Annotated in this window: 24 protein-coding genes; 17 read left to right on the forward strand and 7 right to left on the reverse strand. The window is 61.4% G+C overall.

Translation table 11 applies throughout. The features are described from left to right. Positions 1 to 40 precede the first annotated feature (40 nt). Positions 41 to 352 carry a hypothetical protein gene (locus BXE_RS23820; protein ID WP_040124101.1) on the reverse strand — a complete coding sequence of 104 codons (312 nt, stop codon included), beginning with the start codon at positions 350 to 352 and terminating at the stop codon, positions 41 to 43. A 237-nt stretch (positions 353 to 589) separates the two neighbouring features. Here BXE_RS23820 and BXE_RS23825 point away from each other — a divergent pair, with 237 nt between their 5' ends. After that, positions 590 to 1216: a TetR/AcrR family transcriptional regulator gene (locus BXE_RS23825; RefSeq protein ID WP_011490690.1), complete on the forward strand. Its 627-nt coding sequence runs from the start codon at positions 590 to 592 to the stop codon at positions 1214 to 1216. Positions 1217 to 1279: 63 nt separating this feature from the next. Here the strand turns inward: BXE_RS23825 and BXE_RS23830 are convergent, their stop codons facing one another. Further along, the gene (locus tag BXE_RS23830) at positions 1280 to 2167 is read right to left on the reverse strand and encodes a LysR family transcriptional regulator (protein WP_011490691.1); all 888 of its coding nucleotides are present in this window, start codon (positions 2165 to 2167) and stop codon (positions 1280 to 1282) included. A gap of 38 nt (positions 2168 to 2205) precedes the next feature. On the opposite strand from BXE_RS23830, the gene BXE_RS23835 reads away from it, so the two are divergent. From BXE_RS23835 to BXE_RS23855, 5 genes are all read left to right on the forward strand, one after another. After that, complete coding sequence (locus tag BXE_RS23835; RefSeq protein ID WP_272942400.1) at positions 2206 to 2955, forward strand: NADPH-dependent F420 reductase; 750 nt, start codon at positions 2206 to 2208, stop codon at positions 2953 to 2955. A 196-nt stretch (positions 2956 to 3151) separates the two neighbouring features. Further along, positions 3152 to 3553 (forward strand): hypothetical protein, encoded by a 402-nt coding sequence (locus tag BXE_RS23840; protein WP_011490693.1) that lies wholly within the window; start codon positions 3152 to 3154, stop codon positions 3551 to 3553. 28 nt (positions 3554 to 3581) lie between these two features. Continuing rightward, entirely contained in the window at positions 3582 to 4001 is a 420-nt protein-coding gene (locus BXE_RS23845; protein ID WP_011490694.1) for a MarR family winged helix-turn-helix transcriptional regulator, read from the forward strand. 91 nt (positions 4002 to 4092) lie between these two features. Beyond that, entirely contained in the window at positions 4093 to 5400 is a 1308-nt protein-coding gene (locus BXE_RS23850) for a chloride channel protein (protein WP_040125041.1), read from the forward strand. 82 nt (positions 5401 to 5482) lie between these two features. After that, positions 5483 to 6382 (forward strand): LysR family transcriptional regulator, encoded by a 900-nt coding sequence (locus BXE_RS23855; RefSeq protein ID WP_011490696.1) that lies wholly within the window; start codon positions 5483 to 5485, stop codon positions 6380 to 6382. Between the two features lie 78 nt (positions 6383 to 6460). Here the strand turns inward: BXE_RS23855 and BXE_RS23860 are convergent, their stop codons facing one another. Next, on the reverse strand, positions 6461 to 7132 hold the full coding sequence (locus BXE_RS23860) for a peroxiredoxin-like family protein (protein ID WP_011490697.1): 672 nt from the start codon (positions 7130 to 7132) through the stop codon (positions 6461 to 6463). A 420-nt stretch (positions 7133 to 7552) separates the two neighbouring features. Between BXE_RS23860 and BXE_RS23865 the strand changes: the two genes are divergently transcribed. Together BXE_RS23865 and BXE_RS23870 are read left to right on the forward strand one after the other, a co-directional pair. Then, positions 7553 to 8320: an SDR family NAD(P)-dependent oxidoreductase gene (locus BXE_RS23865; RefSeq protein WP_011490698.1), complete on the forward strand. Its 768-nt coding sequence runs from the start codon at positions 7553 to 7555 to the stop codon at positions 8318 to 8320. A gap of 135 nt (positions 8321 to 8455) precedes the next feature. Continuing rightward, positions 8456 to 8758 (forward strand): ArsR/SmtB family transcription factor, encoded by a 303-nt coding sequence (locus tag BXE_RS23870; RefSeq protein ID WP_040125039.1) that lies wholly within the window; start codon positions 8456 to 8458, stop codon positions 8756 to 8758. 64 nt (positions 8759 to 8822) lie between these two features. Here the strand turns inward: BXE_RS23870 and BXE_RS23875 are convergent, their stop codons facing one another. Next, a complete protein-coding gene (locus tag BXE_RS23875) occupies positions 8823 to 9476 on the reverse strand; it encodes an ureidoglycolate lyase (RefSeq protein ID WP_040125037.1) in 654 nt (217 codons plus the stop codon). A gap of 265 nt (positions 9477 to 9741) precedes the next feature. Between BXE_RS23875 and ilvD the strand changes: the two genes are divergently transcribed. Continuing rightward, positions 9742 to 11604, forward strand: coding sequence for a dihydroxy-acid dehydratase (gene ilvD, locus BXE_RS23880; RefSeq protein ID WP_011490701.1), 1863 nt, complete (start codon positions 9742 to 9744; stop codon positions 11602 to 11604). Between the two features lie 123 nt (positions 11605 to 11727). Here ilvD and BXE_RS23885 read toward each other — a convergent pair whose 3' ends face one another. Next, a complete protein-coding gene (locus tag BXE_RS23885; protein ID WP_011490702.1) occupies positions 11728 to 12171 on the reverse strand; it encodes a PPC domain-containing DNA-binding protein in 444 nt (147 codons plus the stop codon). A 9-nt stretch (positions 12172 to 12180) separates the two neighbouring features. Further along, positions 12181 to 13065 (reverse strand): MurR/RpiR family transcriptional regulator, encoded by an 885-nt coding sequence (locus BXE_RS23890; RefSeq protein WP_040124098.1) that lies wholly within the window; start codon positions 13063 to 13065, stop codon positions 12181 to 12183. 280 nt (positions 13066 to 13345) lie between these two features. Between BXE_RS23890 and BXE_RS23895 the strand changes: the two genes are divergently transcribed. Genes BXE_RS23895 through alc form a run of 8 tightly spaced genes read left to right on the forward strand, consistent with a single transcriptional unit; the run spans position 13346 to position 19366 of the window. Further along, positions 13346 to 14194 (forward strand): transporter substrate-binding domain-containing protein, encoded by an 849-nt coding sequence (locus BXE_RS23895; RefSeq protein WP_011490704.1) that lies wholly within the window; start codon positions 13346 to 13348, stop codon positions 14192 to 14194. Between the two features lie 18 nt (positions 14195 to 14212). Then, positions 14213 to 14827, forward strand: a complete 615-nt coding sequence (locus BXE_RS23900; RefSeq protein ID WP_011490705.1) for a DUF1989 domain-containing protein — start codon at positions 14213 to 14215, stop codon at positions 14825 to 14827. A gap of 11 nt (positions 14828 to 14838) precedes the next feature. Continuing rightward, positions 14839 to 15474 (forward strand): urea carboxylase-associated family protein, encoded by a 636-nt coding sequence (locus tag BXE_RS23905; RefSeq protein ID WP_011490706.1) that lies wholly within the window; start codon positions 14839 to 14841, stop codon positions 15472 to 15474. Positions 15475 to 15491: 17 nt separating this feature from the next. After that, on the forward strand, positions 15492 to 16175 hold the full coding sequence (locus BXE_RS23910; protein WP_011490707.1) for an amino acid ABC transporter permease: 684 nt from the start codon (positions 15492 to 15494) through the stop codon (positions 16173 to 16175). Further along, positions 16172 to 16846: an ABC transporter permease subunit gene (locus BXE_RS23915; protein WP_011490708.1), complete on the forward strand. Its 675-nt coding sequence runs from the start codon at positions 16172 to 16174 to the stop codon at positions 16844 to 16846. The genes BXE_RS23910 and BXE_RS23915 overlap by 4 nt, the downstream gene beginning before the upstream one ends. Before the next feature lie 5 nt (positions 16847 to 16851). Next, the gene (locus tag BXE_RS23920) at positions 16852 to 17655 is read left to right on the forward strand and encodes an amino acid ABC transporter ATP-binding protein (protein ID WP_011490709.1); all 804 of its coding nucleotides are present in this window, start codon (positions 16852 to 16854) and stop codon (positions 17653 to 17655) included. After that, positions 17652 to 18320: a DUF1989 domain-containing protein gene (locus tag BXE_RS23925; RefSeq protein ID WP_011490710.1), complete on the forward strand. Its 669-nt coding sequence runs from the start codon at positions 17652 to 17654 to the stop codon at positions 18318 to 18320. Before BXE_RS23920 ends, BXE_RS23925 begins: the two co-directional genes overlap by 4 nt. A gap of 41 nt (positions 18321 to 18361) precedes the next feature. Next, the gene (gene alc / locus BXE_RS23930) at positions 18362 to 19366 is read left to right on the forward strand and encodes an allantoicase (RefSeq protein ID WP_011490711.1); all 1005 of its coding nucleotides are present in this window, start codon (positions 18362 to 18364) and stop codon (positions 19364 to 19366) included. Between the two features lie 83 nt (positions 19367 to 19449). Here alc and BXE_RS23935 read toward each other — a convergent pair whose 3' ends face one another. Continuing rightward, positions 19450 to 20073, reverse strand: a complete 624-nt coding sequence (locus BXE_RS23935) for a TetR/AcrR family transcriptional regulator (RefSeq protein ID WP_040124094.1) — start codon at positions 20071 to 20073, stop codon at positions 19450 to 19452. Positions 20074 to 20145 lie beyond the last annotated feature (72 nt).

Here is a 20145-nt window from a genome sequence, read left to right on the forward strand (position 1 = left end):
CGATAGAGGGCGGAAGGCAGGCCAATGCCGGTTGCGGCGCTCAGTCCGGCAGCCTGTCTCGTTGCACCTTACCGAAATGGAGCGCCAGGAAAACCCCGATGGCAAGGGCGCCCGCGAGTCCGGCTGCCGCATCCAGGCCAATCGCCGACGTGTTTGCATGACGCGCCACGATCAGAAGCCCGATGACGAGGTTGGCAAATCCCCAGAGCACGTTGACCAACGGCGGAGAATTTCCGACACCGCTCGGCCGGGCAAAAGGCGTAGGGAAGGGAAGCCCTTGCAACCCGGAAGCGAGGTGTGGAACGCTGTTGCACAGAAGCACCCCGGCGAGAAACAGCCAGACCTGCTGCATTTGATGACCTCGATGGTGATTGAAAAATGAAAGTGGCTGACGGGCCGTGATCGGATTGCCGCGTCTGCGAAATTTGAGAGGATATCCTCTCAAATATAATAGAGAACACATCGTTGCATGTCAACGACGCTAAAATGCCCCGTTATTTTTGACTAAAATTGAAAAAATTACCCGGACGTGACAGCGTGATAATATGCGAGGAATTCCTCTCAAATCCTCAAATATTGGTCAATCGGCATGACATCGTCCAAACCTGCTCCAGACACTGCGCGCGCTACCGAACCGAAAGGAGCGAAGGGGCGCCAGCGCGTCGCGGCGATCATGGAAGCCGGCGTCGCCGTGTTCACGGAAAAAGGTTATGACGCGGCCACGATGACCGAGATCGCGGCCCGCTCCGGCACTGCAATCGGCTCGCTCTACCGGTTCTTTCCGTCGAAGGAAGCGTTAGCCGACGCGCTGTTGCTCCGCTACGCGCTACACGTCAGGAATGCGCTTGCCGAAATGGCGCAGCAGGTACCCGACATGACGCTCGAAAGCGTGGCGGACTCGTTTGTCGACTTCATGCTCGTCCTTCAGTCGCAGCGAAGCTTCGCGGCCGCTCTCGTGGATGCGCGCGGCGGCAATGCCGACGAACGCGCGCGGTTTCGCGAAGCCATGCGCGGTGGAGTAGCGGATATCCTGCGCAAGGCGGTTCCCGGCCTGAAGCCGGCGAAAGCGAAGGTCATGGCGGTCGTTCTGGTCCACATGCTCAAAGGCGTGGTCAGTACCGCCAGCGAAGAGCCCGCAGCGCGAGCCATGCTTCTTGCCGAGGTCCGCGAACTCGTTCGTATGTATCTCGCGTCGGTTTCGGGGCGAGAGAAGTGAAGCGATCAGCGGAGCGCTGCTCTGTGCGAAATGTAGTGGTTATCGGGCGGAATTCCCGCTATCTCACGGCCCGAATTCCGCGACCACCAGATCAATGAACGCGCGCAATTTCGGCGTGGGCCGCCTCGCCGTAAACAGCGCGTGCATTGGCCGTTCAGGCGCCTCGTACTTGCGCAGAAGGCGCACGAGCCGGCCCGCGGCAATGTCGTCCTTGATTGCGATTTCCGGTGCGAGAGCAATGCCGAAGCCGTCAATCGCGGCGGCAATCAGCGCCTTCGTATCGTTCGCCTGAAAGCGCCCGGTGACCGTCACGGCATGTTTGCCGCGCGCGCTGCCGAACACCCACTCGTTGTACGGCGGGAGCGACGTGAAGGAAAACCCCAGGCATTCATGCCTTGCGAGCGCTTCCGGCGTTCTGGGTTCGCCATGTTCCTTCAGATAAGCCGGCGACGCACAGGCGAGCAGTCGATACGGCATCAGCGGTTTTGCGATCATCGACGAATCCGACAGAGGGCCGAGCCGGATTGCCACTTCATAACCTTCATCGACGAGGTCCACAAACCGGTCCGTCAACGTGAGATCAACCTGGACCTCGGGGTTCGCGCGAAGGTAGCGCGTGATCAGCGGCGCAAGGCAACAGGATCCAAATGTGACCGGGGCGGTTACACGTAGCCGTCCGCGCGGCGACGCGGAGAAATCCATCGCTACCGATTCCGCCGCCTCGGCGTCCGCGAGCAGGGCCTTGCAGCGTTCGTAGAAGATCTGGCCGATTTCGGTCAGACTCTGGCGGCGGGTCGTGCGGGCGAGGAGCGGCGCGCCGACCCGTTCTTCGAGCGCAATCACATGTCGTCCAGCCATTTGCGACGAAATGCCAAAGGCGAGAGCCGCCGCCGCGAACGAGCCGCTTTCGGCGGCTTTCACGAAGATAGCCATGCTGGTCAGGCGGTCCATGATTCCCCACTCATCGTTTCTACAGGCGAACCGGAATCATCGTTTATCTCGTTCCGGTTTTCAATCATAGTTATTGCACGGTTCGTGCGGTCAATCGTGCCGCCCGCCAGGTTCGACAGGAGATTGAAATGAAGATGGGTATTCTCGGTGCAGGATTTATTGGCAGGGCGATGGCGACGCTGGCCAAACAGAGCGGGTACGACGTGATGATCAGCAATTCACGAGGGCCGCAAACGCTGATGAGCACAGCCGCGGCGATTGGCTGCCACGTCGGCACGGCTCGCGAGGCTGCGGTATTCGGCGACGTGGTGGTGGTGGCGGTGCCGTTTCACAGCTATCCTGCGTTGCCCGTGGCGGAACTGGAAGGGAAGATAGTGATCGACACCTGCAACTATTATCCTGAACGCGATGGCCATATCGACGCGCTGGACCAGTACGCTACGACCACCAGCGAATTGATTGCGCGTCATTTGCACGGAGCGCGGCTGGTGAAGGCGTTCAACGCGATTCTCGCAAAAGATCTCGAAACCGACGGCACGCCGCCCGGCACACCGCACAGGCGTGCGTTGCCGATGGCGGGGGACGACCTCGCGGCAAAACAGGCGGTAGCCGGTGTTCTCGATCAGTTCGGCTTCGATGCTGTCGATGCCGGCCCGTTGTCCGCGAGTTGGCGCTTTGAACGGGCAAAGCCCGTCTATTGCGTTCGGCTGGATCGTGAGGGTCTTCTGGAGAAGCTGGCCGAAGCGAAGCGAGATGTGGAGGTGCCGCACGGTTCGTGGCGGCGTTAGGCCTCGGGACATCCTGTTTCGACCGGGACGGTATGGGTGATCATTCGCGAATGAATGCCTATACTTTCCCTTGCATGGCGACCTTCACGAACGCCGGATGTCACCGCACAATCGCGGACTGCGGGGTGAAGCGCTGAAGGCCGTCTGGCCGCAAAGATGAAACTCGTTGCGATATCGACAGTGATGAGGACATTGCATGTCAGGTGAATGGAAACGGCGCATGAAACTGTTCATCCAGCGTTTCTGGCAGCCGACCAGTGCGTGCATGACGTGTATGCCAGGCAGTTGGGCCAATGTCATGAGTCTCGCTCACTGGACAATCGCATTGCAGACCGGTTTGTTGACCGGCCTTCTCGCCGTGCTTCTGACTTTCACGCCTGCGGCGAGGTTCTACCGGCACAGATATGGCAGTGCGCTGATCGTCGGTGTGCTGACGACGATAGGCGACTTTTACTCCCACGAGAGTCACTACCGCATCCCCTATGTTGAGCACTTCGTGACAGGTGCGATTTCCGGTCTTCTGACGCTGGCCGCGTCATATCTGTTCGAAGACCGCGCGCGTCGACTTCGTGCGGCATGGGCGCGGATTTTCAGGTAGCGGCGTCCATCATCCATCTGGAGATTTAATGAGTTCAGGCGTGCAATCCGGAAACGACTTACCGGATAAACAGGAGCTGGAGGCCATGTCGGTATTCCGTTACGAGTTGCGCAAGTTTTTGCGCGTCTCGGAAGAGATCGCCAATGCGGCAGGAATCACCACGCTCCAGTATCAGTTGCTGTTGCATGTGCGCGGGTTCGCGGGGCGGCGGTGGGCCACTGTCGGCGAATTGGCGGAACGTCTGCAGGCTGCGCCGAATGGCACGGCCGCGCTGGTGTCGCGCTGCGAATCGGCCGGTCTGGTCACGCGAAAGGCTGACGCGAGCGACCGGCGTCAGGTGCAGGTGCACCTGACGCCCAAAGGGGAACGTTGCCTGCTCGAACTCGCGGCGGAGCACAAGGCGCACTACGGCTCGTTCGGCTGGGTGTTCGGCGATTCCGCGAAATAGCCTTTGACACCATGCATAAGTGTGCCGGCCCCGTGGCCTGCGCGGATATGTCACAATGTGCTTTATTTCGCTTCCACGCGGCTATATCCCGATGCGCATTCACGCCCTTGCTGACCGACGCACGATCCTGCGTATCAGACGTCTCTGGTTGCACTACGGCATCTTCTGGCTCGGCGCAGTCGCGACGGGGCTCGTCGCCGTCATGTACGCGAAGCTGATCGATTTCGGCTACGACACGTTTCTGCGCTATACGACTTCGCACCGTTGGCTGCCGCTTCTTCTTACACCGGCGGTTGCGGCGCTCGGCGTGTGGATCACGCGGCGCTGGTTTGTAGGCGCCGAGGGAAGCGGTATCCCGCAGGTTATCGCAACGCTGCACGAAGGGCGGGAACTGGGTCCCCGCCTGCTCAGCATGCGTATTCTGATCGGCAAGATCGGCGTGTCGTTCCTGTCGATTCTCGGCGGCCTCACCATTGGCCGCGAGGGGCCGACAATCCATGTCGGTGCCGCGCTCATGTTCAGCTTGCGGCGATTTTATCCGGCGCGTTTCCGCAGTATTCGTGGCGCGGCGCTCGAGCGCAATCTGGCTCTGGCGGGCGCCGCTGCGGGACTGTCTGCAGCATTCAACGCGCCGCTTGCAGGCGTGGTTTTCGCCATCGAGGAACTGACACGCAGTTTCGAACAGAGAACCAGCGGCGTCCTCATCACCGCGATCATCTTTGCGGGCGTCGTCTCGCTCGGCTTGCAGGGCAATTACACCTACTTTGGCACGATCGATATAGACGGGCACTTTCCGGATATGCTCGCCATTGCTGCCGTTATGCTCGGGGTGGTCACAGGCGTCGCGGGAGGCGCGTTCTGCTGGCTACTGTTGAATACGAACCGCTGGATGCCGGCGCGCCTCGTGGTGTGGAGAAAAGACCACCCGGTGGCGTTCGGCGCAGCATGCGGCCTCGTTATCGCGCTGATCGGCGTTGCTGCCGGCGGTCATACCTTCGGCAGTGGTTATGCGGAAGCACGCGGGATGCTCGAAGGTAACTCGCAGCTTGGCGCGAGTTATCCGATTCTGAAGATGGCGTCGATGGTCGGTTCGTATTTGCCCGGCGCGCCTGGGGGACTCTTCGCGCCTTCGCTGGCCATTGGCGCAGGCATCGGCAACGCGCTGCATCTCGTGTTCGGGCAGATGCAGTTGCCCATGCTGATCGCGCTCGGCATGGTGGGTTATCTTGCTGCGGTCACGCAGAGTCCAATCACGGCCTTCGTGATTGTGATCGAGATGATCAACGGGCACGCGCTGGTGTTGTCGTTGATGACGACGGCGTTGATCGCCAGCCAGGTGTCGAGGCTATTCGCTCCGCCGCTCTATGAAGCCCTGTCAAAACGCTACGTTGCCGGCTGAGTGTCGAAGCCGGATCTGATATCCTGGCCTCTTTCACGGCATAAGATCCGTGTCCGGAACACGGCTCGCAGGAGATGAACACATGGACCGCATGGCGGTGATGGAAGCGTTTGTGACCGTGGTCGACGCCGGGTCGTTCTCCGCCGCTGCCCGCAGGCTGAAGCTGGGCCAGCCCGCGGTTTCCAAGTCGATTGCGCAGCTGGAAGAGCATCTGGGCGCGCGACTGCTGCTCCGTTCGACAAGAGGCCTGACGCCGACCGATGCGGGCCAGCGATTCTACGAGCACGCGCGCCGTGCGATCGACGAAGCGGATCAGGCCGAACAGGCCGTCCGCGAATCGTCGGGCGGACTTTCGGGGCGCTTGCGGATCGGCGCCGCTGTCACGTTCGCGCGGCTGCATGTGTTGCCCGCACTCAAGACCTTTCTCGACCAGCATCCAAAACTGAGTATCGACCTCATCCTCGACGACCGCTCGATCGATCTGCTCGAACAGGGTGTGGACGTCGCGCTTCGCATGGGCACGCTCGACGATTCGACCATGACCGCGAAACGCATCGTGAGGGGGCGTCGGCTGGTTGTCGGCACGCCGCAGTATTTCGCCCAAGCGGGTATTCCCACAACACCAGCCGACCTGAGTCGGCATCAGGCGATCGTGTATTCGCTGCGAGGCGGGGGCGAGTCGTGGTCGTTCAGCCGCGACGACGGCGCCGAAATCGCCGTGGCGGTAACCGGCAGGGTCAGCGTGAGCGCTGCCGAGGGAATGCGCACGGCGGTACTGGGACATGTCGGTCTCGCTGTCGCGTCGGAATGGATGTTCTCTCCTGAACTCGCCGACGGCACCGTACAAGCGGTTCTCACCGAATGGACACTGCCGTCGATCGACGTCTGGGCCGTGTTTCCGTCCGGCCGCATGGCAACGACGAAGGCGCGCGCCTTCGTCGCCTTCGTCGAACATGTGCTGGGCGTTGCGCCGACGGTGTAGACGCCAACCGGCAAGCCACTGCCGGCCATACGGCGGCGCTTTCCTCAACCAGCACGATTGCGTCCGCGACCTGAACGCTCAATCCTTCGCGTTGGCCTTGTCCAGCACCGCGAACATCTCAGCCGGATCGGGACGGTGCGTATAGTCCGGGTTGACTTCGGAGTACAGCACGATACCGTCATGCCCGATGATGTAACGCGCCGGCATGGGCAATGTCCAGTTGGGATCGTCGTTGAAAGCAGGCAGGTCGTTTCGCAGGTTCTTGTAGAGATCGACAAGATAATCGGGCAGCGAAAAACGCAGGCCGAACGCAGCAGCGGTTTCGCCCTTCGCGTCGCTCAGCACGGGGAAGTTCAGGCTGTTGTCACGCACGGACTTGCGGCTATTCACGGCCGTCTGCGGCGAGATAGCGACCACGTTCGCGCCACGGGCGCGAATTTGCGGCAGCGCTTCATTGATCGCATGAAGTTCGATGTTGCAGTACGGACACCATACGCCGCGATAGAAAGTCACGACGAGCGGCCCCTGCGCAAGCAGTTCGGCCGATGAGACGTCGTTGCCGTTCTGGTCCTTCAGCGTGAATAGCGGTGCGCGGTCTCCTGCCTTGATTGCGCGGCTTGCCTGTCCGCTCGCGACCAGTTCGGCCGTCGCGCGCTCCATGATCGGGTGAATTTCCGGCGGGGCGTGATAGGGCGGCTTGCCGGCCTTGAAGTCGGCTTTGAACGCGTCGAGTCTGTCTTGTAGTGTCATCACGAATCTCCGGGAGTGATTGAGAGGCCGTTGGGGCCTTGAATCTGCATCGCGTATGCCGGCAAGGTGTGGCCGGTTGCGATAGGCGCATGTTGAAGCTCTCCGGTCGTTCGCGGAATGCACTTGCTGTCGATAACAGTTATTCCCGCGAGGCATGGTCCCCAGGTGCGGATTCGCGGCTTTTCGAAGCGAGGCCGCAGTGGTCTGCGCATCGCGGCTCGGTGTCACCGGTTCACGAAAGCGCATCGCACCGGGAATAGGACCTATTCCTCGACGACGACTACCGCGCATTCCGGCATGAGTGGACGATACGCATCAACCGACACGGACGTGTTGGCTGCATACGCAACGGTCCGCCAAACCTTGCACGCGACATACGGCGTGCAGGCGGACTCAAGGAAACTCATTATCGAGGTAATCATGACTCAAGCTCTGAACGGCAAACTCGCTCTCGTGACCGGCGCTTCCCGTGGAATTGGCGCTGCGATTGCCGCGCGTCTGGCACGGGACGGCGCATCGGTGATCGTCCATTACGCATCGAGTGCGGAGCGCGCCGACGCGGTGGTCAAGGCAATCCGCGAGGCGGGCGGCGAAGCCGAAGCCGTTGCCGCGAATCTGTCGACGCAAGACGGTGTGGCGGTGCTGATCGACTCGCTGAACGGTGTGTTTGGCGGCAGGTTCGCAGGCCGGCTCGATATCCTCGTCAACAACGCGGGCACGGTCGAATATGGGCCGTTCCTCGAATCGTCGGCGACTTCATACGACACGCACTTCAATCTGAATGTGCGAGCGCCGATCGAACTCGCGAAGGATGCGGCGAAGCGCATGATTGCGACCGGCTGGGGACGCATTATCAATGTGGGTTCCGCTTTCGGCGAGGCGGCGCCGCTGCCTGGCGTGACGCTTTACATCGCATCGAAATTTGCCGTTCGCGGCTTTACCCGCGGTCTTTCACGTGAGCTCGGGAAATTCGGGGTGACGGTGAACGCGGTACAGCCCGGCCCGATCGACACCGAACTGGCACCCCAGCCCGGTACGGAAGCCCACGCTACGATGACCAGACTGGCGAGTGTCGGCCGTTTCGGCAAGCCCGAAGAAATCGCGGCTGCGGTCGCGTACCTTGCGAGCCCGGAAGCCGGCTACACGACCGGTGAAAGTCTGACCGTGGATGGCGGGTGGATTGCCTAGTGGCCGAACACGGGAAACGGCTTCGCCGGCATGCCGCAGGGCGCCGATTCATCTACGGATGTGCGTGCGGATCTGGAAGCATCCGCACGCGCGCGCTGGATGTGACGTCGGGCAAGACATATGACGGCTCGTGAAATGGACGAAGACAATCACATGCTTGCATTGAGCGTCATAGCTCACCGCTCACGCCTTGCCGTCTTCAGGATGCTCGCCGCGGCGGGGCCGCCCGGCGTAGCCGCTGGCGAGATATCCGCGCAGTTAGGTATTGCTCCATCCAGCCTGTCTTTCCACCTCAAGGACATGTTGAGAGCAAATCTTGTGTCCGGGCGCCGGGAGGGGACCTTCATCTATTATTCGGCAGCCCTCGACGTCATTCAGGGAGTCATCGACTTTCTGATCGAAAATTGTCTCGCGGACGCCAAACGGTCCGGCGAGTGATCGGGTGATCGTGTATCACCGGCACGAACGAACGTGGGTCAGGTTCGCCGCCTCGACCAGACGCTCAGGCGTCCCCGGCGATCGGCGCTTCGAGAAGACAGCCAAACTCGCGGGCAAAGTCGACAGAAACGCGCGCATGGACTGCGCCCTGCTTGTCGAAGAACCGCTGCGTCCCTTCAAGAGTGAACACGCCTTCGTGCCAGATGTTTGGGTGGATATAGAGACCCTGCTGGCCATCGAAGCGAAAGCATACGAACTTCTCCGGCGTAATGTCGTCGCCCGGCAATGCGAGTGGAACGTAGAACGGACGATGGTCGAGAGGAAAGAACAGTTGTCCGCCGTCCGGGTGGTAGTTCGCGTGCCAGAGCAGCATGCGTTCGGGTGCATTGGCGTGGTCGTCGCGGGCCGCTTCGGGCTCCCTTGCGTACGCAAGGATATAGTTGCCACCCACGGCTTCGTTTCGGCCGTAGAGAATATCTCCGCGCCACTCGCTCACGAATGTCCCTTCGGTCGTGCCTGCCTCGTCACCGGTTCCAGGGTCTATGGGTCGTGTTCCCGCCGCCGGCCACTGCACGATCTCGATCGAACATTTGCTCGGGTCTGTCACAAGGCAGCCAAAGCCGTCGAGCGTTGCAGGGGTCGCGTCGACCACGGACATCGAAACGCGTCGAAGGCCAGCGGGAAGGGCGGGGTTGAGGTAATCGATTTCTTGGGACATCGGCATAGTTTATACGAGTCGAAAATCTGGCACGCAGGTGCTCGAATACACGCTTCTCCAAGCTGATCGGCTTGAACTAATATCTTTTCCGACCTAATTGCAGCGAAAAAATATATTGGACGTCTTACTCGCGCTCTCGCACTATTCGTCCATTCCCATCGCACAATCGCGCGCTTGCGCGAGCCATCGCCTCCCGTCACGGGCACCGGCGGTGCTGCGCTGGGCGCAATTCAAATTCAAACACCCCCAATACCTGAGGATACAGATGCCTGAATATCGTTCACGAACTTCGACTCATGGTCGCAACATGGCCGGCGCGCGCGCCTTGTGGCGCGCTACCGGCATGAAGGACGGTGATTTCGGCAAGCCCATTATTGCGGTGGTGAACTCGTTCACGCAGTTCGTGCCGGGCCATGTGCATCTGCGCGACCTGGGCGCGCTGGTCGCGAAGGAAATCGAAGCGGCCGGCGGTGTCGCCAAGGAATTCAACACCATTGCCGTGGACGACGGCATCGCTATGGGCCACGGCGGCATGCTGTATTCGCTGCCGTCGCGCGAGTTGATTGCCGATTCCGTGGAATACATGGTCAACGCGCACTGCGCCGACGCGATGGTCTGCATTTCCAATTGCGACAAGATCACGCCGGGCATGCTGATGGCCGCCATGCGCCTGAACATCCCGGTCGTGTTCGTCTCCGGCGGTCCAATGGAAGCGGGCAAGGTCAAGTCCCCGAAAGACGGCCAGGTGATCGCCAAGATCGACCTGATCGACGCGATGATCAAGGCGGCCGACTCGAAGGTCAGCGACGCGGAAGTCGCGGAAATCGAGCGCAGCGCCTGCCCGACGTGCGGTTCCTGTTCGGGCATGTTTACCGCGAACTCGATGAACTGCCTGACCGAAGCGATCGGCCTGGCGTTGCCGGGCAACGGCACGATCGTCGCCACGCACGCATGGCGCAAGGACCTGTTCGAGCAGGCCGGCCGCCTGGTGGTGGACCTGTGCCGCCGCTACTATCAGGAAGAAGACACGTCGGTTCTGCCGCGCAGCATCGCCAGCAAGCAGGCATTCGAGAACGCAATGGCGCTCGACGTGGCTATGGGCGGTTCGACCAATACCGTGCTTCACCTGCTGGCAGCGGCGCAGGAAGCCGGTGTCGATTTCACCATGTCCGACATCGACCGCATCTCGCGCAAAGTGCCGTGCCTGTGCAAGGCCGCGCCCGCCACCGACAAATACCATATCGAAGACGTCCACCGTGCCGGCGGCATTCTCGGCATTCTGGGCGAACTGGCGCGCGCGGATCTGCTCGACCTGTCTTGCGGCAACGTGCATAGCGGCACGCTGGGCGATGCGATCGCCAGATGGGACATTGCCGGCGGCGCGGGCGAAGAAGCGCAGAAGTTCTTCCGCGCGGCACCGGGCGGTATTCCGACCACCGTCGCGTTCAGCCAGGAGGCCACGTTCCCCTCGCTGGATACCGACCGCAAAACCGGCTGTATCCGCAGCAAGCAGGATGCGTATTCGAAAGACGGCGGCCTCGCCGTGCTGTACGGCAATCTCGCGGAGAAGGGTTGTATCGTCAAGACCGCGGGTGTCGACGAATCGCAATGGGTTTTCTCCGGGCGTGCGCGCGTGTTCGAGAGCCAGGACGACGCCGTGGAAGCCATTCTGGGCGACAAGGTGGTGGCTGGCGACGTGGTCGTGATCCGCTATGAAGGTCCCAAGGGCGGCCCCGGCATGCAGGAAATGCTTTACCCCACGTCGTATCTGAAATCGAAGGGCCTGGGCAAGACCTGTGCGCTCTTCACCGACGGCCGTTTCTCCGGCGGTTCGTCCGGGCTCGTGATCGGGCACGCGTCGCCGGAAGCGGCAGAAGGCGGCACGATCGGTCTGGTGGAAGAGGGCGATGTGATCGAGATCGACATTCCGAAGCGCAAGATGCACCTGGTGGTGTCGGACGGCGAATTGGCGCGCCGCCGGGAAGCGATGGAGGCACGCGGTGACAAGGCGTGGATGCCGGCGGCGCGTGAGCGCGTGGTGTCGCAGGCATTGCAGGCTTATGCGGCGCTGGCCACCTCTGCTGATCGCGGTGCGGTACGGGATATCTCGCAACTGAAGCGCAAGTAACGCGCAACGGTGCTGTCGCGGACGGCCGTGCGCTCGTTTTCATAACGGGTGCCGGCCGTCCGCGTTTTTCCGGCACTGTGTTGGCGGTTGTTTACGTCGAAGAACGGTTCAGCGGTGGCATGCCTATTCGTCGAGATTGTCCGCACGCAACTGGCGAGCATGATCCGTGGCTGGTTCATTCCGTATCACCAGTTCCATGAATCCTGAACCCGGGTCGCGTTCACGGGAGAAGCGATAGTCGGGAAGAAGCACCAGCAATATCTCCGCGGTCGTGCGGATCACGCAACCGCGTGCCACGTGGCCACCAGACACCTGGCCGCGCGGGTCGGCGACCGACATGTGCAGATGCGCTCCATCAGGTGATATGGAACCGGCGAGCGTGAGGATTTCCAGATCGTCGCGCAGTTCAGTCGGATCCTCTTTCCCGGCGAATCGCAATTGCGCAACGCTGAGGCTACCTATGCCCTGGATCACGAAGGCCGCCTGCAATCCGGACTGATGCAGCACGTTTTCGAGGGCGACACGCAGATCGTCGCCGGGAAAGAGGCGTAAGGGATGTGCTTGCATTGTCTGGTTTCACTCGAACTCGCGCAAACTCTCGTGCAATATTTCGACGCGCTGTAAATGGTTCGTACCCCGTTCCAGCAGGCGTTCGGCAACGAGTGAGCAGATCAGATTGACCACCGCCGTCATACCGACGTTGCTGTCGAACAGCATCAGGCCATCCGTGTGGCAACGGATCACCCAGCGCGCCAGTCGCGCCGGCTTCCCCGCAATGACATCCGACATATAAACGATCGGCACACCCGCCTCGGCGAGTGCGGTTGCGGCAAGACCGACCGCCGGCACACGGCGCCGCAAGCCGACGACAATCGCGACATCCTTCGCGCTCAGGTCGCCCAGATATTCGCCTAGGGTATCACCCGGCGCAGGCAACAACACCACGTCGGAGCGCACCTGAATCAGTTCGCGCCTGATCATCGTGGCTACCGTATGACTATGCCGATACCCAATGATCACCACGCGCCGAGCGTGCGCGACCGCTTCGACCACCTCGCTCAGCACGCGCGTGTCGAGCGACCGGTACGTGCTTGCCAGATTCTCGACCTCGTGCTGCAAATGCGCCTGAATCACGTCGTCGAGTTTCGTACTCGCGTTCTTGCGGCCCCGATCCTGCAGATACAACGGCGAACCGCCGACCTGCGCGGCACGCGCAATCGCACGCGCATCGTCGTAAGACGCATATCCGAGCTTCTGAAAAAAGCGCGTGGTGGTCGCTTTCGACACCTGCGCGGTCGCGGCCAGTTCCGTGGCGGTTTGCATCGCCAGTTGCCCCGGCGCACTCAGAATGACGTCGGCCAACCGTTGGTCGATCTCGGATAGCTCGTCATAGCATTCGGCAATGCGACTCTCGATCGACTGCGGTGCGCGTTTTTCCTGTTTCGTTTGAGCTTTTGCCATTTCGATGCTTGTGAGTAAGTGGGCCGGCCGTGGTGCAATGTGGGCACCGCGAACGTGCATTGCTGTTTTCTTGCACGCTGCAGGTGCAGTCGGTCGTCATTCCGCGATCACGTCATTATAAATCGGACCGCGAGATATGAAATGGATGTTTCTGGTGAGGCCATATAGAAACAGAAGTTTTTGGCAGTTATTTTGTGAAACGTATGTTTCTATATAGTTGGATTGGCACAGATCATGCGTTCAGGCGCTCTCGTCCACCTCTCAACGGGAGTTTCCTCTGATGTCAAAACGCCGCCTCTCCAGCCTTGTCCTCGCCGCGTTGTTTCCGTTCGGCGCATTGATCCACCCGCTAGCCGCGAACGCCGATACGCTCGACGACATCAAAAGCCGCGGCACGATGACCGTCGCGATCGATCCGACCTTTGCGCCGTACGAATACACCGACGCCAACAACAACATCGTCGGCTTCGACCCGGCCGTGATGGACGCGGTTGCGAGGCATCTGGGCGTAAAGATCGAATATCAGCGTATGTCATTCAGCGGGATCATCCCGGGCCTGCTCGCGCATTCATTCGATGTCGAAGGTTCCGCGCTGAACGTAACGTCCGAACGCGCAAAGCGTCTCGCGTACGTAGTGCCGACCAGCAAGACCGTAAACGGCGCTCTGGTACGTTCGGATTTCAGGAAGATTCCGCAGCCGGCCACCATCGAGTCTCTTGCCGGCCTGACGGCCGCGGTCAAGAGCGCGAGCGCGCCCGAACAGATCCTCAAGCAGTTCAACGAGACGCTGAAGGCCAAAGGTCTCGCACCGATCCAGTTGATCAGCGTGGATAGCGTGGACCAGACAGTGGCTGCGTTGATGACACGTCGCGCCGATTTCGTGTTCGACGATATGACCGTGCTTGCCGGCGTCATCAAACAGAATCCGGGCAAGCTGAAATCGACCGGTGAGCTCGGACCCTCGCAATGGATTGCGTGGGCGACCCGGCCGGACGACACGCGTCTGAACAAGGCGATCAGCGACCAGATCCTCGCAATGAAAAAGTCAGGCGAACTCGCTCGCCTGCAAAAGGCCAACCTGGGTGTGACCTTCGACACGCCGACGTCCGATTTCATCCCCGCGCAGTAAATCGAGCAGACCGAATATATGACCGATTCCGCACAAATGCTTACCATCAAGGCAGGACACGGGCGCACCTTCGAAGTGAAGGCGGGCCAACGGTTGACCATTACAGACGTCGAAGGCCAGCAGGCGGCCGACTTCGTCGCGGTGGTCAAGTCGAATCATGACGAGAAGCTGTCGCCGACGCATACGCGCCGCCAGCTCCGGACGCTGTTTTTCAACGTCGGCGACGCGTTGTATTCGTCACTGGGGCGCCCGTTGTTGCGAGTGCTCGAAGACACCGTCGGCATTCACGACGCCAACGTGCCCGCCTGCGACGACACGCGGTTCACGGTCGATTTCAACGTGACCGGGCATCGCAACTGCCTCGACAACATGCACGCGGGTCTCGCGCTGTACGGGCTGTCGCCCTTCGATGTGCCGGAGCCCTTCAACCTGTTCCAGAACGGCCCGGTCACGCAGGATTGCCGGATGCAGGTCACGGATCCGACCAGCAAGCCCGGTGACTACATCACGTTCGACGTACTCGAAGATCTGGTATGCGCCGTGTCGTCGTGTCCGCAGGACATCATTCCCGGCAACGGCCTGAAGGTGACCGACATTGCCGTTTCCATCCTGCCCGCGGCATCCGCCGCCTGAACGGACCTAATATGCTGCTTCTCAAAGAACCGCCTTCGCGCGCACCGCTGTGCCCGCAAACCGTCGCCGTGCCTGCGGGAGAATCGCGCGCGATCGACGTCAAGGCAGGCCAGATCCTGCGTATCGAAGCAAAAGAGCCGGGCGCGGTCGCGTCGATGTTCGGCTTCAGCAGGATCAACGACGACGTGTACATGTCGGTTCATCACACGCGCGTGTTCAGCAATTCGTATGTGTTGCAGGCGGGCATGCGGATCGTAAGCAACCGCCGCCGCGCGTTGATGGTGCTCGGCAAGGACTCGAGCGGCAAACACGATCTGCTATTGCCCGCATCGACCACTGCGTATCTTGCGGAGCAGGGCTACGCGGGGCTGACCGGCTGCATTGAATCGGTCGGCGCGGTGATTCAGTCGCTGGGCCTGAAGCCGCCCAAAATGCCCGACCCGATCAATCTGTTCATGCACGTGACGTTGCATCAGGACGGCCGTATCGAACCGTTGCCCAACACCACGCGTGCGGGCGATTTCGTTGCGTGCCGGGTGGTGACGGACATGGTGTTCATCGTGTCGGCCTGCTGCACCGGCATTCCCGGCAACGACGTGCCCGGCGCGCTCGAACTGTCGGCGGCCGAAGAACTCGACCAACTCTGATTCCTGGAAGCCGCGCGATGGGCTTTGACCCGCAAGTGATTCACAGCCTGCCGACACTCATCGACGGCTGGCTGCTGACCGTGGAACTGACGCTGCTCGGCGCAACCGGCAGTCTCGTGTTCGGCCATCTCGCGCTCGCGATGCAACTGACACGTATCGCACCGTTGCGCTGGGCCGCGCGGCTCTATATCAGCTTCATGCGCGGCACGCCCGCCCTCGTGCAACTGTTCGTGCTCTTCTTCGCGCTGCCGCTGATCGGGCTGGGCGGTCGTCCGATGCTGGCCGCCGCGCTCACGCTCGGTCTGAATAGCGGCGCCTACACGGCGGAAATCCTGCGAGGTAATCTGCGGGTGATCACACCGGGGCAGTACGAAGCCGCGATTGCACTCGGCATGGCGCCGAGTCGCATCGCGTTGAGGATCGCCATGCCGCAAATGCTGAAGGCGAGCCTGCCCGCACTCATCAATGAATTCACGATCCTGTTGAAGACCACGCCGCTCGCGTCGGTGGTCGCGGTCACCGAATTGACGTACGCGGGCCAGATGGTGATCGCACGAACCTACACGTCGGCGCAAGTGATGCTGCTGGTCAGCGTCGGCTATCTGGCGGTCGCGTTGCCGGTCATCTATGCCGCGCGCCGCGCGCAGCGTTCGCCGCGCATGCCCGGCGCCGGGCGGGTCGCGCCGGGAGTGGCGCGATGACCTTCGATCTGAGCGTTCTGTCCGGCTACTGGCCGCAGCTTGCAGCAGGATTCGGCAGCACGGTCTGGTTGTGTGCGGCCGGTGCCGCGATGTCGGGTGTGCTCGGCGTTCTGCTGACGGTCGGTCAGCGGCGCGGTGGTCCGTGGCTGGCTGCGGTGATTCGCGGCTACACCGCACTGACGCTCGGCTTGCCGCTGCTCGTACTGCTGTACGTGATGTTTTTCGTGTTGCCGGATTTCGGCGTGCTGCTGCCCGCACCGCTGGTCGGCACGGTCACGCTGGCGATCTATTACGGCCCGTACGTCGCGGAAGTGATTGGGGCGGCTGTTGCCGCCGTGCCCGCGGGCACCGTCGAAGCAGGCGTCGCGATCGGCATGTCGCCGGTTGCGATCGCGCGCCGCATCGTCGCGCCGCAAGCGCTGCCGCTGCTGCTACCCACGCTGACGGGCCTGCTGATAGGCCTCGTCAAGGATTCCGCGTTGCTGTCGGTGATCTCCGTGCACGAATTCATGTTCGCCGCGAAGGCCGTTGTGTCGGATACCTACGCACCGCTCGAAGTCTATTTCGTCGTCGCGTTGGTCTATTGGGCCGCGACGTCCGTCGTCCATTTTTCGACCCGTCATTGGGAGCGCCGTCTCGGCCGCGTCCATCGGGTCTCTCTGCCGCGGTGAACAGCATGGAACCATCCGACAGCACGCCACTCGTGGCATTGAAGGCGAGCGGTATCGTCAAGTCGTTCGGCGCGAACCGCATTCTCGACGGCGTCGATCTGACCGTCGCGCGCGGCGAAACGGTTTGCGTACTCGGTCCGTCGGGCTCCGGAAAATCGACGCTGTTGCGCTGCCTGAACTGGCTTTCTCCACCCGACGAAGGCGCCGTCTGGATCGGCGACCAGCGGCTCGGTTTGCGCGAGACCCCGAACGGCGCGACGAGCCCGCGACCCGAGCGCGAAATACGCGCGCAGCGCAGCCGGATCGGCATGGTATTTCAGAGTTTCAATCTGTGGCCGCATATGACGGCGCTCGAAAACGTGATGGAAGGTCTGCTGTCGGTGAAACGGATGAACCGTCTCGACGCCACTGATCTCGCCGTGGAAGCGCTGCGCCAGGTCGGCCTGGGCGGCAAGCACACGTCGATGCCCGCGAACCTGTCCGGCGGGCAGCAGCAGCGTGTCGGCATTGCCCGCACGCTTGCAATGGCGCCGGAAGTCATCCTGTTCGATGAGCCGACCAGCGCGCTCGACCCGGAACTGGTCGGCGAAGTGCTGGCCGTCATGCGCGGGCTCGCCGCGAACGCTACGACGATGATCGTCGTCACGCACGAAATCGGCTTTGCGCGCGATGTCTCGGACCGCGTGATTTTCATGGACCGTGGACGCATCGTCGAACAGGGTCCGCCGGCGCAGGTGCTCGACGCACCGTCGTCGCCGCGACTCCAGCAATTTCTCTATCGCTTTACACCGGAAAACTCACGCTCATGAGCTATACAAATCATCCCACCGCAACCGTTCCCGCCGGCCACGGCAAGGCAGTACGGCTGAAAGCGGGCCAGGCCGTACGCGTCATCAATACCCACGGCACGCAAGTCGTGGACTGCTGGGCCTGGAATGCGTATGACCTGAACGAATATATGTGCATGGAAACCACGCGTGTGTGGAACCAGAGACTCAACCCAGTGGTGGGAGACAGCTTCGTGACCAACCTGCGCCATCCGGTGCTGACCGTCGTGGAAGACACGACGCCCGGCGTCCACGACACCTTCATGGCGGCCTGCGATCGCAAGCGTTATGAACTGCTCGGCGTGCGCGGCTATCACCGCAACTGTTGCGACAACATGTTCGAAGGCATGTTTGAACTCGGCGTTACGCCGCCGCGCCAGAACCTCGCTTCGTTCAACATCTTCATGAATATCCGCGTGCAGCCGGACGGCATCACGCTGCATACGTTGCCTACGGTGACAAAGCCTGGCGAGTACATCACGCTGCGCGCCGAAATGGACTGCTTCGTTGCGTTTTCCGCGTGTCCGCAGGACATCGTCAAGATCCAGGGCCAAGGCGACAACACGCCGAAACCGGTTGATATCGCCGTGCTCGACGACTTCCTGTCCGATCTCCCGGGCACGCAACCGTGGGTTCCGGAAGCTTGAGCGTTCATCATTTCAACAATCCCGGATAGACGCTCGAACTCATGGCTATTCCTACTTTCGACCCGAACGCGCCGGACTTTGCGCGCATCGGAATCAATCTCGCGGACCCGCGTCTCGGTGCGCAAGCTGTGCTTGCCAGCGACGATTTTTTCGCACCGATGGATCGCATGCTTAATCCGGAGCCGGCCGTGTTCATTCCCGGCAAATACGATGACAACGGCAAATGGATGGACGGCTGGGAATCGCGTCGCAAGCGCGTGACCGGCCACGATTTCTGTGTCGTCAAGCTGAGCGCGGCGGGTAAATTGATGGGTGTCGATATCGACACGAGCCACTTCACCGGCAACTTTCCTCCGGCGGCGTCGATAGACGCCTGCCGCTCGGATGACGACATTCCATCCGCGGATGCGCAATGGACCGAAGTGATCCCCGCGACGGAATTGAGTGGCAACGCGCATCACTTCCGCGTAATCCAGGCCGCCGGCGGCGCGCTTTACACGCACGTACGCCTGAATATTTACCCGGACGGTGGTGTCGCGCGATTGCGTGTATTCGGCCGGCCGCACCGCGAAATCGCACCCGACGCGGAGCTCGATCTCGCGTCAGCAATGAATGGTGCGCGGATCGTCGCGGCGAACAACCAGCATTACGGCCTCGCGTCGAATCTGCTTTTGCCCACGCGCGCGGCCAACATCGGCGAAGGCTGGGAAACCCGCCGGCGTCGCGAACCGGGCTGTGACTGGTGCATTGTCGAACTGGCGGTGCCGGGTGAGATCAGTAGGGTCGATGTCGATACGGCGCATTTCAAAGGCAATTTCGCCGACCGTTGTTCGCTGCAAGGCGCATTCGTGACGGCAGGCACCGACGAATCGCTCATTACCCAATCGATGTTCTGGCCCGTGTTGCTCGACGAGCAGAAGCTGGAAATGGACCGTCTGCATTCATTCGCGCCTGAACGGATAGCGCCGGTCAGCCATGTGCGCTTCAATATTCTGCCGGATGGCGGTGTGTCGCGACTTCGTCTGATCGGGCGCGCGTTGCCGTGACAGGGGCAACGTGCGCAGCGGCTCCATCCATTCGACGTCCTTACCATCGAGCAACCCGGCAAGCGCGAGATGTGTCATGGCTGTCACGCATATCGCGCGAGAAACATATCGGCGGCCGATTCCGCGATCCGCCTTTGCTCCCGTTCACCAAGCGGCGCCTGACCCATCGTCACCTGCGGCCAGAACGCAAAACCCTTCACCAGCGCCTGCAACTGTAGCGCCGCGAAAAGCGGATCGTCGGTCTTGAGACGGCCGTCCGCGGCGGCCGCGCGCACCCACACGGTCAGGTCTTCCTCGCGTTCGCCGAGGCGGGCAACCATGTCCCGCGCCCGCTCCGGCGAATGGATGCCGGCCGCGATCGCCACACGTGCAAGCGACAGAAAGGACTCGTCGTTCAACAGCCGAAGCTTGCGTCCCAACAGGTCGAGCAGTTGTGCGCGTAACGGTTCGTCGGCGCGGTAGGCGGAAACATCGCCCCGCTGGCTCGCATCCCACAGCTGATGAAGAATCGCCGCGAAAAGTGCTTCCTTGCTGGGGAAATGGTTATAGACCGTACGTTTCGAGACGTTCGCGCGGGCGGCGATACGGTCCATGCTGGTCGCGTCGTAACCGGCCGCGAGGAATTCCTCGATCGCGGCGCCGACAATGGCGACACGCTTGCGGTCAGTCAAGCGTTGAGGGATGGCAGGGGTGGCAGTGGATTCCATACGAATATTTTACACCGGGCAGTTTACTTTTCTCGAAAATAAACTACACTGTAGAGTGTACATTTCTTCCTG

The sequence above is a fragment of the Paraburkholderia xenovorans LB400 genome, assembly GCF_000013645.1.
Classification (GTDB): domain Bacteria; phylum Pseudomonadota; class Gammaproteobacteria; order Burkholderiales; family Burkholderiaceae; genus Paraburkholderia; species Paraburkholderia xenovorans.

Coding starts and splice junctions, on each gene's coding strand:
- BXE_RS23825 (WP_011490690.1), top strand. CDS start 590: ATGACATCGTCCAAACCTGCTCCAGACACTGCGCGCGCTACCGAACCG.
- BXE_RS23925 (WP_011490710.1), top strand. CDS start 17,652: ATGAGCTATACAAATCATCCCACCGCAACCGTTCCCGCCGGCCACGGC.
- BXE_RS23850 (WP_040125041.1), top strand. CDS start 4,093: ATGCGCATTCACGCCCTTGCTGACCGACGCACGATCCTGCGTATCAGA.
- BXE_RS23890 (WP_040124098.1), bottom strand. CDS start 13,065: ATGGCAAAAGCTCAAACGAAACAGGAAAAACGCGCACCGCAGTCGATC.
- BXE_RS23855 (WP_011490696.1), top strand. CDS start 5,483: ATGGACCGCATGGCGGTGATGGAAGCGTTTGTGACCGTGGTCGACGCC.
- BXE_RS23870 (WP_040125039.1), top strand. CDS start 8,456: ATGGACGAAGACAATCACATGCTTGCATTGAGCGTCATAGCTCACCGC.
- BXE_RS23920 (WP_011490709.1), top strand. CDS start 16,852: ATGGAACCATCCGACAGCACGCCACTCGTGGCATTGAAGGCGAGCGGT.
- BXE_RS23840 (WP_011490693.1), top strand. CDS start 3,152: ATGTCAGGTGAATGGAAACGGCGCATGAAACTGTTCATCCAGCGTTTC.
- BXE_RS23865 (WP_011490698.1), top strand. CDS start 7,553: ATGACTCAAGCTCTGAACGGCAAACTCGCTCTCGTGACCGGCGCTTCC.
- BXE_RS23875 (WP_040125037.1), bottom strand. CDS start 9,476: ATGTCCCAAGAAATCGATTACCTCAACCCCGCCCTTCCCGCTGGCCTT.
- BXE_RS23935 (WP_040124094.1), bottom strand. CDS start 20,073: ATGGAATCCACTGCCACCCCTGCCATCCCTCAACGCTTGACTGACCGC.
- BXE_RS23845 (WP_011490694.1), top strand. CDS start 3,582: ATGAGTTCAGGCGTGCAATCCGGAAACGACTTACCGGATAAACAGGAG.
- BXE_RS23895 (WP_011490704.1), top strand. CDS start 13,346: ATGTCAAAACGCCGCCTCTCCAGCCTTGTCCTCGCCGCGTTGTTTCCG.
- BXE_RS23915 (WP_011490708.1), top strand. CDS start 16,172: ATGACCTTCGATCTGAGCGTTCTGTCCGGCTACTGGCCGCAGCTTGCA.
- alc (WP_011490711.1), top strand. CDS start 18,362: ATGGCTATTCCTACTTTCGACCCGAACGCGCCGGACTTTGCGCGCATC.
- BXE_RS23885 (WP_011490702.1), bottom strand. CDS start 12,171: ATGCAAGCACATCCCTTACGCCTCTTTCCCGGCGACGATCTGCGTGTC.
- BXE_RS23820 (WP_040124101.1), bottom strand. CDS start 352: ATGCAGCAGGTCTGGCTGTTTCTCGCCGGGGTGCTTCTGTGCAACAGC.
- BXE_RS23900 (WP_011490705.1), top strand. CDS start 14,213: ATGACCGATTCCGCACAAATGCTTACCATCAAGGCAGGACACGGGCGC.
- BXE_RS23860 (WP_011490697.1), bottom strand. CDS start 7,132: ATGACACTACAAGACAGACTCGACGCGTTCAAAGCCGACTTCAAGGCC.
- ilvD (WP_011490701.1), top strand. CDS start 9,742: ATGCCTGAATATCGTTCACGAACTTCGACTCATGGTCGCAACATGGCC.
- BXE_RS23830 (WP_011490691.1), bottom strand. CDS start 2,167: ATGGACCGCCTGACCAGCATGGCTATCTTCGTGAAAGCCGCCGAAAGC.
- BXE_RS23910 (WP_011490707.1), top strand. CDS start 15,492: ATGGGCTTTGACCCGCAAGTGATTCACAGCCTGCCGACACTCATCGAC.
- BXE_RS23905 (WP_011490706.1), top strand. CDS start 14,839: ATGCTGCTTCTCAAAGAACCGCCTTCGCGCGCACCGCTGTGCCCGCAA.